This window comes from Mucilaginibacter sp. NFR10 (assembly GCF_900100445.1).
Lineage (GTDB): Bacteria > Bacteroidota > Bacteroidia > Sphingobacteriales > Sphingobacteriaceae > Mucilaginibacter > Mucilaginibacter rubeus.
This window is the reverse complement of the sequence record NZ_FMTV01000001.1, coordinates 993345-1007893: the sequence shown is the minus strand read 5'-3', so window position 1 is coordinate 1007893 and position 14549 is coordinate 993345. Positions and strand designations below refer to the sequence as shown.

Annotated in this window: 10 protein-coding genes; 8 read left to right on the top strand and 2 right to left on the bottom strand. The window is 42.7% G+C overall.

The features are described 5' to 3' along the window. Positions 1-3 precede the first annotated feature (3 nt). Positions 4-1173 (bottom strand): FecR family protein, encoded by a 1170-nt coding sequence (locus tag BLP33_RS04220; protein WP_090525176.1) that lies wholly within the window; start codon positions 1171-1173, stop codon positions 4-6. Positions 1174-1313: 140 nt separating this feature from the next. On the opposite strand from BLP33_RS04220, the gene BLP33_RS04215 reads away from it, so the two are divergent. Next, the gene (locus tag BLP33_RS04215) at positions 1314-1898 is read left to right on the top strand and encodes an RNA polymerase sigma factor (RefSeq protein WP_090525174.1); all 585 of its coding nucleotides are present in this window, start codon (positions 1314-1316) and stop codon (positions 1896-1898) included. An 87-nt stretch (positions 1899-1985) separates the two neighbouring features. Here the strand turns inward: BLP33_RS04215 and BLP33_RS04210 are convergent, their stop codons facing one another. Further along, positions 1986-3431: a phytoene desaturase family protein gene (locus BLP33_RS04210; RefSeq protein WP_090525171.1), complete on the bottom strand. Its 1446-nt coding sequence runs from the start codon at positions 3429-3431 to the stop codon at positions 1986-1988. A gap of 449 nt (positions 3432-3880) precedes the next feature. Here BLP33_RS04210 and BLP33_RS04205 point away from each other — a divergent pair, with 449 nt between their 5' ends. From BLP33_RS04205 to BLP33_RS04175, 7 genes are all read left to right on the top strand, one after another. Then, positions 3881-5143: a glycoside hydrolase family 2 TIM barrel-domain containing protein gene (locus BLP33_RS04205; RefSeq protein WP_090525169.1), complete on the top strand. Its 1263-nt coding sequence runs from the start codon at positions 3881-3883 to the stop codon at positions 5141-5143. A 287-nt stretch (positions 5144-5430) separates the two neighbouring features. Then, entirely contained in the window at positions 5431-8124 is a 2694-nt protein-coding gene (locus BLP33_RS04200) for a glycosyltransferase family 2 protein (protein WP_217633102.1), read from the top strand. Positions 8125-8130: 6 nt separating this feature from the next. After that, complete coding sequence (locus BLP33_RS04195) at positions 8131-9816, top strand: glycoside hydrolase family 26 protein (RefSeq protein WP_090525165.1); 1686 nt, start codon at positions 8131-8133, stop codon at positions 9814-9816. Between the two features lie 122 nt (positions 9817-9938). Then, a complete protein-coding gene (locus BLP33_RS04190; RefSeq protein WP_090525162.1) occupies positions 9939-10889 on the top strand; it encodes a manganese catalase family protein in 951 nt (316 codons plus the stop codon). A 298-nt stretch (positions 10890-11187) separates the two neighbouring features. Further along, positions 11188-12042, top strand: a complete 855-nt coding sequence (locus BLP33_RS04185) for an SDR family oxidoreductase (protein ID WP_090525160.1) — start codon at positions 11188-11190, stop codon at positions 12040-12042. Between the two features lie 117 nt (positions 12043-12159). Next, a complete protein-coding gene (locus tag BLP33_RS04180; protein ID WP_090525159.1) occupies positions 12160-12411 on the top strand; it encodes a hypothetical protein in 252 nt (83 codons plus the stop codon). A gap of 134 nt (positions 12412-12545) precedes the next feature. Beyond that, a complete protein-coding gene (locus BLP33_RS04175; protein ID WP_090525157.1) occupies positions 12546-14477 on the top strand; it encodes a PAS domain-containing sensor histidine kinase in 1932 nt (643 codons plus the stop codon). Positions 14478-14549 lie beyond the last annotated feature (72 nt).

The following is a 14549-nucleotide window of genomic DNA, read 5'->3' as shown; positions in this document are numbered from 1 at the left end:
AGGTTACTTCATAATGATAACCCTCCTTCCTTCAATTTTATAGTGAATACTACCGGTAAGCTTGATATTATCAAGCAATTCTTTAATGTCTTTATATTTTGAGATGGTACCGCCAAATTCATTTTCCTGAACCTGCGTATCCTGATACTCAATATCCACGTCATACCAGCGGCTCACCTGCTTCATGATATTCACAATGCTTTGATCATGAAATATAAAAAAGCCGTTTATCCAGGCCATATTGGCTTCAACATCGGCCTTTTGTACTTTTATTGATGAACCATTTTGGTTTACAGTTCCCTGTTGGCCAGGTAAAAGCATTATTGCGGCTGTGCCTTTACTCATTTTAACCGAGCCTTCAAGCAGGGTGGTGGTAATATCAGGGTTATCGCTATAAGCGTTAATGTTAAAGTGGGTGCCGAATACCTGCACCTGTGTACCATTAGCCTTAACTATAAATGGATGGGCCTTATCTTTTGCTACCTCGAAATAAGCCTCCCCGTTCAATTCAATTTCGCGGGTAGCGCCGCTAAAAAACTCCGGGAATCTTATATAAGAGGCTGCATTGAGCTTTACACTGGTGCCATCGCCCAATATAACCTCGTATTGGCCGCCGCGGGGGGTAGTAATGGTATTGATACGCGGGACACCCTCATGCGCTTGTTCCCCGGGCTTTTTGTCAAATTTATAAACCACTACACCGTTGGCTGCTTTACTTACTTTTACGCCTGCCCCAGCTGCCAGCTGGCCATTTTTGGCGTCATCAAGTACTATTTTATTGCCATTGGCCAAAGTAAGATACGCCTTGTTGCTTCCGGGTAATATGGTTGTTTTAGTATTCTTAGCTATGGTACCTGTCGTATTATCCCTTTTAACAGGCATAAACAGCAAGCCAGCCAATACAGCTATAGCAACTAATGAAGCAGCCGCCCATAGCCATTTGTAGCTTGTTTGTTTAAGAGGTTTTATGACGGTAGCCTTTTGCCTGCTTTCAGTTAATTTTTTCCAAATCCGCGCATGTACATCGGCTTCACTAACCTCTTCATCATCCCAAACCTCGTCGGCCAACTGCATTTCATCGCGGTATGCATCCAATAGCTGTTTTTCAGCATCAGTACATTGACCGCTCATATATTTTTCATACAGCGCAAGGAACTCGTTTTTAGTTATCATCAGGTTGCAATTGCAGGTTTATATGGTGTTAGTGTAAATTTTATGACGACACACACATACATTTCTAACTTTTTTTCCCACTCAGGCTTAAATGTTAAATAATTTTAACCGGCTTTTCCTACTTTTATCCAACCAATTGTATGTACAATTCTCATATTAGTGATCAGGAGCTGTGGCTTGCCGTACGTAATGACGATGAGTACGCGTTCGCCGTACTTTTTGACCGGTACTGGGTAAGATTATATAAGACTGCCCTCCGGTACCTGAAGGACCGTGAAAATAGTGAAGAAGCGGTACATGATGTTTTCCTGAATATCTGGGATCGCCGGCATCAACTGGACATAGAATCTGTTCCCAATTTTCTGCTCTCGGCCATCCGCTACCAGGTTTATAATCGTATGCGTGCAGCGAAGCCCCCGGTCATCCTGGAACTGGATAATCTGGAAGCAGGCAGTTTCCCCGACTACAACCAGGGTGACTTCCGGATCAAAAACCAGGAATTGTTACAGGAACTGAGTTATTACCTGGAGAAGTTGCCCAAGCGATGCCAGGAAATATTTTATATGAGCCGCATGGAAAACCTGAGTAACCAGGAAATCGCCGTCCGCTTAGGAATATCCAAACGAACGGTTGAAAACCAGATAACCGTGGCGTTGAAACACCTAAGGAGCTGTTTCAAGCAAGTTTCAACGATGCTTTGCCTTTATTATGTGTTGTTTAAATAATACCGGTGCGGTGGCGCACGGCTTTGCGAAGCCTAACATCGTTTTAGGTATGAAGAGCCGCTGCGACTCCTGAGCTTTGATTAATAATTATGATTGAATGCTAATGTTAAATACATCTTTTAAAGCGCGTTTGGCCGAATGGTAGCCGCACATCCCATGTACCCCCCCTCCCGGCGGTGTGGATGATGAACAGATATAAATCCCCTTTGCCGATGTGCGGTATGGTGAGCGGCGCAATACCGGCCGGGTAAACAACTGGCCAATGTCAATTACCCCACCGTTAATATCACCTCCGATATAATTGGGATTATAGTTTTCCAGTTGCCCTGTGTTAAAAGTATGCCTGCCTATGATGCGTTCGCGGAAACCAGGGGCAAAACGCTCCACTTGTTTTTCGATAAAATCGGTCATGTCTTTGTTTGATCCGTTGGGAACGTGGCAGTATGCCCAGGCGGTATGCTTGCCCTGGGGTGCACGGGTATTATCAAAAAGGCTTTGCTGGGCCAGCAGTACAAATGGTTTTTCGGGGTGCAAACCGTCCCAGATTTGCTGTTCACATGCAGCAATTTCCCTCAGCGTACCGCCAATATGTACCGTTCCTGCTTGCCGGGCCTCTCCTGCTTTAAACGGAATAACATCGTCAAGCGCCCAGTCAACTTTAAAAACACCCATCCCGTAACGATAACGTTCCAGTTGCCATTTATACAATGATGAAAATTTATGTCCGGCAATTTGCAGCAGTTGTTTTGGCGTAACATCAAACAAAATTGTCTTTGCCGATGGCAGCTGATCAAAATTATTGATGTAGGTATTGGTTTCTATCCTGCCCCCTATTGATGTAAAGTATGATGCCAGTGCCTCCGCTATTTTTACCGAGCCGCCTTTAGGCACAGGCCAGCCTTTTAAATGCCCGTTAACCATCAATACTAAAGCAATTGCAGATGTGGTAAGATTTGTTAGCGGCAGAATGCTATGAGCAGCCATCCCGGCTAAAAGCCCTTTGGCTTCCTCAGTTTTAAAGCGTTTGGCCAAATAGTTTACTGAAGTTAAAGCATCCAGCCCAAAAGCAGCCAGGTGGACCGGATGTTTGGGAAAAGTAAGCGGACCTAAAACATCAGACGCCAAACCGGGCCACGAAGTTACCAGGGGGGCCATCAGTTTGATGTAGGTATCCCTGTCGGCACCTAACAGATTGGCAGTTTCAACAATGGATTTTTTAAGTACCGCGGCGGTTCCATTATCAAAGGGATGCGCTGCAGATATTGTGGGATAAATATATTCAAGGCCGTGCTCACGCAGTGGCAGTGTTTCAAAAAATGGCGAACCAACTGCCAGCGGATGAATAGCTGAGCAAACATCATGCTTATAACCAGGCAGGGTTAGTTCTTCAGTACGTAAACCGCCGCCAATAGTACTTTTTCCTTCAAGCAGTAACACCGAAAGTCCGTTTTGTTGCAACAATATGGCTGCCGCAAGGCCATTTGGCCCCGAGCCTACTATTACTGCGTCATAATCATGCTTTTCCGGTTTCACAGGTATCTGTATTTTGGATTTGCCCGCTACTAATTTGCCTTAGTAAAACGCGCACTGACGATTTAAGTTATCAGGCACAATATACACATCATTTCTTGTCGCCTTACCTTTACGTTCTATAAATTCGGGCAATTTATCCTGCAAATGTCCCCCAAATCATGCCGGCAGTAAGGTGTATCTGCTAACATCTGGCCCCCTCCTCTTAATTCCTGATCTACATATAAACTATTAATTATACTTTCCGTATACAGTCAATATTTACATGATTTTTTGAATATTCGCAACATGAACCAAAACCTGCAGTTGGAATTTCCTTTTATTAAAAGGCGAAGAGTTTTATATGTAGCTACAAAAATTTCGTTTGCATTTTTAAATGAACCGAACTACTATTTATGAGATGTCCTCTTTTACGATTAATTATTAGTTGTCTGATACTTTGCCTTTCTTTTTTGTCTTGTAATCGATCACAGCCTCGCAATGTCAATAAAAATGGAGTTTACATCAAAAACGAAAATGGCAAATATTCACTGTACCGTAATGGTGAGCCATTTTTCATAAAAGGAGCTTCCGGTTTTACAAATTTAAAACAGTTAAACGAGGCTGGAGGCAATACGATAAGGGTTTGGGACACCTTAAATTTAGGAAGTATTTTAGATTCGGCACAGGCCCATCATTTAGCTGTAATAGCAGGTTTGCCAATGCCACCAAGCGAAAGTATAGATGACTTTTATAAAACCCCGAAGGCCAGTGCCCATGTTACCAAAATTGCCGGGATTGTTAATAGATTTAAGCATCATCCCGCGCTTTTGAGCTGGTGCGTGGGCAATGAGCTTGCATTCCCTTACAAACCGAAATACAATCAGTTTTATACCATATTTAATGCCGTGGTCGACATGATCCACCAGGATGATCCGCAGCATCCGGTTACTACAACCATTATGTCCTTTCAAAAGAAAAACATTGTCAATATTAAGCTGCGGACGAAGATTGACTTCATCTCATTCAATATTTTTGGTTCGATCCAAACTTTAAATGAAGATCTTCAGAAATTCAATTGGTTTTGGGATGGCCCGTTCCTGATAACAGAATGGGGAATTGAAGGGCCTTGGGTTGCAGACAATCAAAATGCTTGGGGGGCTTATATTGAAAATACCAGCACAAAAAAGGCGGAGCAATATCTTTCTATCTATGAAAAGTACATGCCGGTTAATAACTCCAGGTTTCTGGGGTCGATGGTGTTTTATTGGGGCCAAAAACAGGAACTAACGCCAACCTGGTTCAGTATGTTTGATGAAAATGGCTCCGAAACCGAGGCCGTTCAGGTGATGCATTATATCTGGACGGGCCAAAAAGCGTCTAAGAAAGCCCCTGTGCTGAAATACATGTTGGTAGATGGAAAAGGTGCCAGGGACAATATCTTATTTAAGCCTGGCATAACAATAAACAGCAAAGTGTATCTTGAAGATCCTGATACCACCGGCTTAACATTTAAATGGGAAATATTTGCGGAGGATTGGTTCAAACCCAATGGCGTTTTTAACCAAAAGAAACCAAAGGAGATTAAAAGTTTAATAATCGGGCAAAGCGGGCCGGACTTGAAGTTTAAAGTACCCGCCACAGAAGGCCCTTATCGCTTATTGGTTTATGTATATGATCAAAAGGGCTCTTTTGCTACCTCAAACACTCCCTTTTATGTATTAAAAAATCCATGAACAATACTATAAAACCACCTTCCAAACGGCAATTATTTTATTTAAGGCTGATGATTATCATCGGTTTGCTTTGTATGTTTTTTTTAATACATAGCCTGCTCAGAAAATCAGTTATTGGTTATCAGCCACTATATTGGCTATTAATATCAACCTTTATTTATACCTTTTTTAAGGTAATATATGAGTGGTATCATTATTGGTCAATAAGCGTTCCGCCTGCTTTACCCATAACGAAACAATATACGGTAGACATATTTACCACGTTTTGCGCAGGTGAACCATATGAAATGATTGTTGAAACACTTACTGCAATTCAGGCTATACGCTATCCTCATGAAACCTTTTTATGTGACGAGGCCGATGATCCTTACCTGAAATCAGTTTGTAAAGAACTGGGTGTTCATCACATAACAAGAACTAAAAAGATCAACGCCAAAGCCGGCAATATTAATAACGCGTTAGCCCAGTCATCAGGCGAACTATGTGTAATTCTTGATCCTGACCATATACCCGTACCCGAATTTCTGGATCCGATAATAGCTCATTTTGATAACCCGGAAATTGGTTATGTGCAAATTGTGCAGGCCTATTACAATCATGACATTGGATGGATAGCTAAAGGCGCGGCACAACAAACCTATCAGTTTTACGGCCCGATGATGATGTGCATGAACAGTTATGGCACTGTGCAGGCTATAGGCGCCAATTGTACTTTCAGGCGAACGGCCCTGGAATCCATTGGTGGACATGCTGCCGGGCTGGCTGAAGATATGCATACGGCAATGCAGCTCCATGCACGCAATTGGAAATCCGTTTATGTACCCGCTGTGTTGACCCGGGGCCTGGTTCCGGCTACTTTGTCAGCTTATTATAAGCAACAATTGAAATGGTCGCGGGGTGTTTTTGAGCTTCTTGTGACTTCCTACGTTAAACTTTTTAGAAAATTCAACTGGCGGCAGAAACTTCATTACGGTCTTTTACCTCTGTTTTACTTATCTGGTTTTGTATTTCTTATTAATTTTTCAATTCCGGTCATATCCCTGTTCACAGATGCTTTCCCGTTAAGGATGGACTTTTCTGAATTTTTAGTTATCAGTGTTCCTTTTATAACTTCAGTTGTCCTGATCAGGCATTTTGTTCAGCAATGGGTAATGGAGGATAATGAGCGGGGGTTTCATGTAGTGGGGGGATTACTGCTCATAGGTACATGGTGGGTTTTCATATTAGGTTTTGTCTATACTATTATCAGGAAGAACGTTCCCTACATAGCAACCCCCAAGGATATTAAAGATGAAAAAAATTTAAAAAACAACTTACCTAATATTGTAGTGTTGGTTGTATCCATTGCAGCCATTATTTACGGTCTTTACAACGACTGGAACCCCTATACACTTTTCATGTCCGGCATCGTTGGTCTGAACTGTATGTTCATGATATTTATGCTTATCGCAAGTTCAGAACTCAAGTTTCAGGCCTACCTGGATAAACATGCGACATTATTTACGGTTGTTTCAAAAATACAGCATGTTAAAATATTTTTTTGGCTGTTAAGAAGAAAGATATATTTCGGTGTAAGGAAAGTTAGCCTGATACTTAGCATATTAGTGGTTGGCATCTGCATATATGCTTCTCAGGAATCGGATGAAGATGCAAACTTTAATGTTGCGCATGGTTTCGATGCAAAGAATGATAATAGCAAAAAGTCTTTTGCAGAGTTCATCTCTTCATCAGACACCACCGGGTTATCGAAATTGATCAGGCAATCGCGACTTTACAATAGCACTTCGAGAAAGTTTTCAGATACTTCGAAAAATATTATTGAACAAGATCCGGTCACCGGTCAAAAACGTTTATCAGTAAACCCTTCATTTTTTTCTTCAGTAAAAGGCGTAATCTACTCTAAGGGAAATTACTGGTACAAGAACATAGCTCCACTCACCAAAAAAATGATAGTTAATGATTTTGAAGACATTCGAAAAGCGGGGATAAATACCATAAAAATATATGGACCTAATATTTACGACCACTCAATTTTTGAAGCAGCGGCACAAAAGGGCTTAAAAATTAATTATAGCTTCTGGGTGCCTGCCCCATCAAGCTTCATTAATGATACCGCCTACCTGCACGAGCAATTCAATATCATCCTTAACACCATAAATAAAAATAAATCAAACCCTAACATCAGTGCCTGGAACTTAGGCAATAGTACTTACCAACAGCTATCTCAATTTTATCATGGGCCACAATTGTACCAGGCCCAACAGCATTATATCAATTTGTTAAAACGTTTGGTAAATGAAATTAAACATGAAGACCCAACAAGGCCATTAACCATTGACCTTTTATCCTCCCCCACACTCAACCCTGCTATGCAAATATTAAAGGGGCAAATACCGGCAATTGATGCTTTCGGAGTAATTGTTGATAATAAACTGTCATTGAAATATGTTAGCCGTGATTTTAAAACGCCTTATTTTTTCAGTTGCACTGATCCCGGCGCACTCGAAGGTGTACAGCATTCCGGCGGAATTTTTTACGCTAACTGGCAGGATCAACAAAGCGGCACTGCTGTCACGTTTGACGGTTTAAAAGATGTATGGGGCCGGAATAAACGTTACCTTTATAAAATAAGCAGGAACTGGAATGGCAATATACCTGTCTATAATTTGCCTGATATTAAAATACTAAAACCTGCATTAACAACTACTCCCGGAGCATCCCTGCGCTATAACGCCCTGGTATTTTCCTACGGCCATTGGAACATCGCCGCCTATTTAAAAACCGGATTGAACTTTGAATGGTATCTTGTCAAAACAGACAATTTGGGTAACGCTACCGGCATGAAAAAGGTAGGAAGCAGTCCGGACGTATACATTACGATTCCAAAAAATGACGACAGATACAGGCTGTACCTTGTTGCAACCGATGGCAATAATGTAACTGTTGACTACGCAACATTAAATACCCCTCTTCAAAATTAATCGTCAATGAAAAAAAAGTCCGTAAAGATTTATTTAACGATCAGTTTAGGTATAATCTTCGTTATATCCTTTTGGGGAATTAAACTTTTTCGCAGTGATTATTTTACAAATGACTACTACCGCAGCAACGAACAGGTGGTTGGCATATTTAACCGCAGGAATTTAAGTGATACCTTACCGGCAAAACCCATTATTTGTTATACGGCGGTGTTTAAAAATACAGCTATAAGGTCAAGCCGGGGCAATGTTGAAACAGCTTTGGCTAACAATGATGTATTAATTACCGTGGAAACCTGGCTTAAAGGCGTAAATTATCAAAACAACGTTTTAACTGAAGTGCTTAACGGCGGTTTTGATAAGCAGATCCATGAACTGGCTGTTTTGGCGGCAAAAAGTCACCATCAGGTTTTTATCCGCTGGAACCCTGACATGGAAGTACCGGCCAGTGTATTTCCCTGGCAATATAAATCGCCTAAAGACTATATTACATCATTTAATTATTTTTCAAAACAAATTAAACTGATTGCCCCAAAGGCACAAATCATCTGGGGGCCCTCAGGTTATCCCGGCGATACCGAATACTGGCCCGGAAATAAGACTGTTGATTATGTAAGTATAACACTTGGAAGCAAATCCGAAGATAGCACTAACTTTTATCCAAAAGATAGTACGGTTTCTGATATGTTAAAACATAAGCTCCATCGCTTAAGGTTTATAGACAAACCTGTATTGATCATAGACAATAAAACCGGAAAAACACCTTTTAAATACAGTTGGCTAAACGAACAAAAAGACTATTATATAAAATACCGGAATACCGTATACAGTGCCGACAACTACGCGGATAGTGCCGCTAAAAAGCCGGTAAGGACATCGCTCAAGATTGGGGTATTTGACCCAAATAAAAAGCTGCTCAATCAACCAAGAATTAGTGTAGAACATCTTTTTACAGATTGGGGCGAAGTTGAAAGAGGCGATTTTGAGAAAAAATTCTCGGAGGTCATTAGCCGTCACCATGACGTTATTGTAACCATGGAACCATGGCGTGACACCAGCGGAATACCGGATACTGCTGTCACGGAAAGTATTTTAAACGGCCGTTATAACAAGCAGATCAAAAAACTATTTAATATAATTTCTGCCACACAGGATATCGTTTATCTCAGATGGATGCATGAAATGGAGATCCCGATCCACCGGTACAAGTGGCAAAGTCAGGATCCGGTTAACTACATCAATGCCTTCAGATATTTTATGCAGTTTGACGGAGGGCCGGGCAAAAATGTCAGAAAGGTTTGGGGACCTGCCGGCGACCGGGGCTCGGCGGATTTTTGGCCCGGAAGCGATGTGGTAGATTATATCAGTATAGCCATTTACGGTTTGCCGGATAAAAACATTACCGATCAGGATAAGCAGGAAGCCTTCAGCACCATATTTAACCGAAAATATTTTCGGATGAGGTTTCTTGATAAACCTTTGTTCATAACCGAATTCGGTGTAAAGGGATCAGAAAGCTTCCAGGACAAATGGCTCGCCGATGCCGCTAAAACAATAAATGCCAACCCTCATATTTTTGGCGTTTGCTACTTTAATTTATACGACAACCCCAAAGCCTGGGGTGATATTAAAGCCCCTAACTGGAGCATTACCCCGCAGTCGATGCTCAAATTTTGTAGTTTATTGAAACAGTAGTCATATTAATGATTGGTAAAATAGATCATTTTTATTTTCATATTAAATAAATTTATTAAATTATAAAACATAAAACGCTACCCATGGTTGTATCATAACACTATCTACCAAAATCAAATGTTATGTTTCACCATGTAAAAGAACTACAATTTAACGCGCGCGTATCGCGCCCCGACCCACAGTTTGCCAATTTATTACTGGAACAGTTTGGCGGAGAGAATGGCGAACTGGCCGCAGCCATGCAATACTTCACCCAGGCCTTTGGTGCCAAGGTGCCATACCCCGACAAATATGATATGCTGATGGATATCGCCACAGAGGAATTCAGTCACCTTGAAATTGTGGGCGCCACTATTCAAATGCTCCTCAAGGGAGTTAATGGCGAGCTTAAAAACGCTGCCGACAGTTCCGAGATCATGCAGGTTTTGAATGGTAAAGCTGCCAAAGAAGATATTATTCACCAGGCAGTATTCGCCAATCCACAGTTTGGCGTTATTACAGGCGGCGGTGTTACGCCCCGCAACAGCCAGGGCATACCATGGTGTGCAAGTTATATCCATTCAAATGGCGACCTGACCGTCGATCTTCGCAGTAACCTTGCCTCAGAGTCACGCGCCAAACTGGTTTATGAACACCTGATGAAATTCACCAATGATCCTTACATTCACGAAACACTGTCTTTCCTGATGACCCGTGAAGTGGCGCATTACAAGATGTTCGAAGCGGCTTTAAACGATATCCAGCCAAACTTTCCACCAGGGGTACTGGCAGCAGATCCACGCTTTACCCAGCAGTATTTCAATATGTCTAATGGTGCCGATGTTCACGGCCCGTGGAACGAAGGCGAAATGCCCGATTTGGAAAAAGAATTCATTTACATAGCTGACCCGGTAAAGCACGTCAGGGAAACACAGGGCCTCACCCAACTGGAAGACGATAAGGCGAGGGAACTTAAACAGGCCGAAAAGCTGAATAAGCAAATGAGCCAGGAAAAAAGCACCGAAGTAAAGGACTCTGAGCCCGAAGGCGTGGCGCAATGGAGTACTTATCCTGATAATAATAACAGGGCCTGAAATACTTTAAAAAAAATACTACCGGCCGTCATCTTATTGATGACGGCTTTTACTAAACAGTTGCTCAAGCATTTTAATACAGCTGGCTTCCCCCCTTTTCGAGAGCTTTACATCGATCGGTTTTTAAAGAAAGTTTATTAGATCTGCACTCCCGTGCCTACACAAAATTCTCCAATTTTTTAAATATTATAAACATTTAAGAAAAAAAAATCATTATTTAATTAAACAGCTTCCAATAAGAGTCGGCGTCCCGGCCTAATTTAGTCAACTCAACAACAACACTTTTTTTAAAGAATTTATGATAACCAAAGAACAAACACCGCAAAAACAGGACAGGCAGCCAGGCATTGAAGCAAAGATGCATCCGGCTCCGGAATACATTAAAGACAACTATAAAGCTGCCGGCAAATTGCAGGGAAAAATAGCCCTGATTACCGGAGGCGACAGTGGGATTGGCCGAGCGGTAAGTGTGCATTTTGCGCAGGAGGGCGCTAATGTGGCCGTCGTTTACCTGGATGAGGACGAAGATGCCGAAATCACAAAGGACCTGGTTGAATTAACAGGCCAGCAATGTCTGCTCATTAAAGGGGACGTAAAAGACCCCGCCTTTTGCAAACACGCGGTACAACAAACTATAAAAGAATTTGGCAAGCTGAATATCCTGGTGAATAATGCAGGTATGCAGTTTCCGCAAAAAGACGTCAGGGCGATTGACCCCGGGCAACTGGATGTTACCTTCCGCACCAATATATTTGCCTATTTTTATTTTGCAGAAGCTGCATTAGATCATATGCATGCAGGCGATTGCATTATCAATACCACCTCGGTAACGGCCTATCGCTCTTCGCCTTCGCTTATTGATTACTCATCAACCAAAGGCGCTATCACCACGTTTACGCGATCACTGGCTACCAACCTGACAGAAAAAGGGATCCGCGTTAACGCCGTAGCGCCCGGACCCGTCTGGACACCGCTTATTGTATCCACCTTCGACGAAGAAAAGATCAAAAAGTTTGGCAGTGAAACGGCTATGAAACGTGCCGGACAGCCTTCTGAGCTTGGACCCGCCTATGTTTTCCTGGCTTCAGACGACTCTTCCTTTATTACAGGCCAGGTAATCCATGTTAACGGCGGCGAAGTAGTAAACGGATAAGGTGACATCTGATAAAAGTAAACCCAAGAGCGGCATCAGTTATCTTCCTCCGGGCAGACAGGCTTGTTTAGCAGTAAAAGACAATCACCTTTTTTTAAACGTTATAATAGCATCACCATGAAAACAACAAATCTAATTATTGCGGTCGCTCTGTTGCTCTACGTCAGCACCGGCTGTAATCCTGCCGATCGAAATAGAAAAATAGGTGGCTCTACCGATAGCAGCAGTGTAAACAGGGGCGGCGGGCCATCCATCTCCGACACAAGCACCATAAACAGTGCAAGGAAACAACACCTACAGGATTCCTTAAGCGGAGATACCACATCGAAAGGCAACGTGCCGCCGAGCGGCCAGCTGCCTAAAAAATAAGCGCTGTCGGTAAAGCTCCCCCACGTTCAATACCAATTGCCTGTCAATTTTTATAACCTGTAAATTAAATATTTTTAATCTCCTTAATTTGTATTTAACTTATATTTATCCATAAGAAATTACTTATTACTTATATGCAGATAGCCGGCGAGGAAGATTTATATTCGATCATGCTCCACGCACCTGTGGGCATTTGTATACTTCATGCGGAAAGTATGACCATTGAAACAGCTAATATTCATTTGTTAAAGCTGATCAATAAACAGGCTGAAGACCTGGCAGGGAAATCTTACCGGGAAATCTTTACCCTTGCAAAACCCGGTGATGAGTCGGCACTGAAAATAGCAGTAGAAGGCAGGCAGCACCAGGATGATAAAGGAACGATGATACAAATGCTTAATGGGAAGAAAGAGATTGTACCCGTTACCTTTGTTTATAAGCCCGTAAAGAACAACAAGGGCGAGGTTACCCGCATAGCCATATGGATATTAGAAAACACCAAAGAGGCGCTTGACGAGGAACTGGCAGCCATCAACGAAGAACTGGCCGCTACCAATGAAGAGTATGCTGCGGCCAACGAAGAGCTGGCAGCTGCCAACGAAGAATTGGCCACAACCAACGAGGAGTTGCTGGAAGCCCAGGAAAACCTCCGGCGGAGTGAAAAACTTTTCCGCTCCATTGCTCTGAACATTCCAGGTTCGCTGATCCTTGTTGTTGACCGGAACCACCGGTATATGGCCATTGAAGGCGACATTATGGAAAGGATGGGTTATGACCGGCGCGATTATGAAGGCAAGCATCCGTCAGAGATTTCGCCCGAACGCTACGAAGCTTCCAGGCATTTATATGAGAGGGTTTTGTCCGGCGAAAAGTTTTCTATAGAGCGAAAGGCAGAAACGGGAGAATTTTATCTTATCCATTTTGTGCCGCTTAAAAATGACGACAGCATTGTAGAATCCGGGCTTATCATAACCTTGGATATTACCGAGATCAAACAGGCCGAAGAAAAAAGCGCAAAGCTTGCCGCGATCGTCGAAACTTCGGATGACGCCATTGTAAGCAAAACGCTGGGAAGTGTGGTCACCAGTTGGAATGCCGCGGCCGAACGAATGTTTGGCTACACAGCAGAGGAAATGATAGGTCAAACAATTTACAAGATCATTCCCGAAGACCGGCAAAACGAGGAACCGCACATTCTTTCCAGTTTAATTACAGGCGAACGGGTTGATCACTTTGAAACCAAGAGACAAACCAAAGATGGGCGGTTACTGGATGTTTCGCTAACCATCTCTCCCATTATGGATAAGCAGGGGAAAATAATCGGCTTATCCAAGATCGCACGCGATATCACAGATAAAAAGCAGGAGGAACAACGCAAAAATGACTTTATCGGCATGGTGAGCCATGAACTGAAAACGCCGCTGACGTCATTAGCTGCCATTATACAGGTTGCGCAAAAGAAATTGGCGCAGAGTGAAGATCAATTCCTTTCAGATGCGATGGAAAAGGCAAATCAGCAAGCCAGGCGGATGGCTGCTATGATCAACAGTTTCCTTAATATTTCGCGCCTCGAAGCCGGTAAATTATTAATTGAGAAACAGCCGTTCGATCTGGGGCAATTACTGCAGGAAATACTGGAGGAAACCCGGCTAACGGTAACGAGCCATATCTTCAGCCTTAAAGAATGTAGCAACCTCACGGTTAATGCCGATCGGGATAAGATCATTTCCGTTATTTCCAACCTCATCAGTAATGCCGTAAAATACTCGCCTAAAGGCCGGCAGATCGATATCGGTTGTAAACTCAATGGCAATATGATGGTAATAGTGAGTGTAAAAGATGAAGGCATGGGCATAAAGCCCGAGGATCTCGGCTATATTTTCGACCGGTATTACCGCGTTGAAACCAATCATACACGCCATATTTCCGGTTTCGGGATCGGTCTTTATCTCAGTGCCGAAATTATTAAACGACATGGCGGCGAAATCTGGGCTGAAAGTGAATTGGATAAGGGATCAACTTTTTATTTTTCGCTTCCCCGGGCTGAATCACCCGATAATTTGTAAGTCTACGACCTGTCCAACTCCATCCCCATTCCACGAGTGTATTAACGCCAGAACCGGCGCCTCAATTCAATT

What these genes read in the sequence shown, in the direction of transcription:
- BLP33_RS04220 (WP_090525176.1), bottom strand. Translation starts at nt 1,173, where the DNA reads ATGATAACTAAAAACGAGTTCCTTGCGCTGTATGAAAAATATATGAGC.
- BLP33_RS04215 (WP_090525174.1), top strand. Translation starts at nt 1,314, where the DNA reads ATGTACAATTCTCATATTAGTGATCAGGAGCTGTGGCTTGCCGTACGT.
- BLP33_RS04200 (WP_217633102.1), top strand. Translation starts at nt 5,431, where the DNA reads ATGATTGTTGAAACACTTACTGCAATTCAGGCTATACGCTATCCTCAT.
- BLP33_RS04195 (WP_090525165.1), top strand. Translation starts at nt 8,131, where the DNA reads ATGAAAAAAAAGTCCGTAAAGATTTATTTAACGATCAGTTTAGGTATA.
- BLP33_RS04190 (WP_090525162.1), top strand. Translation starts at nt 9,939, where the DNA reads ATGTTTCACCATGTAAAAGAACTACAATTTAACGCGCGCGTATCGCGC.
- BLP33_RS04185 (WP_090525160.1), top strand. Translation starts at nt 11,188, where the DNA reads ATGATAACCAAAGAACAAACACCGCAAAAACAGGACAGGCAGCCAGGC.
- BLP33_RS04180 (WP_090525159.1), top strand. Translation starts at nt 12,160, where the DNA reads ATGAAAACAACAAATCTAATTATTGCGGTCGCTCTGTTGCTCTACGTC.
- BLP33_RS04175 (WP_090525157.1), top strand. Translation starts at nt 12,546, where the DNA reads ATGCAGATAGCCGGCGAGGAAGATTTATATTCGATCATGCTCCACGCA.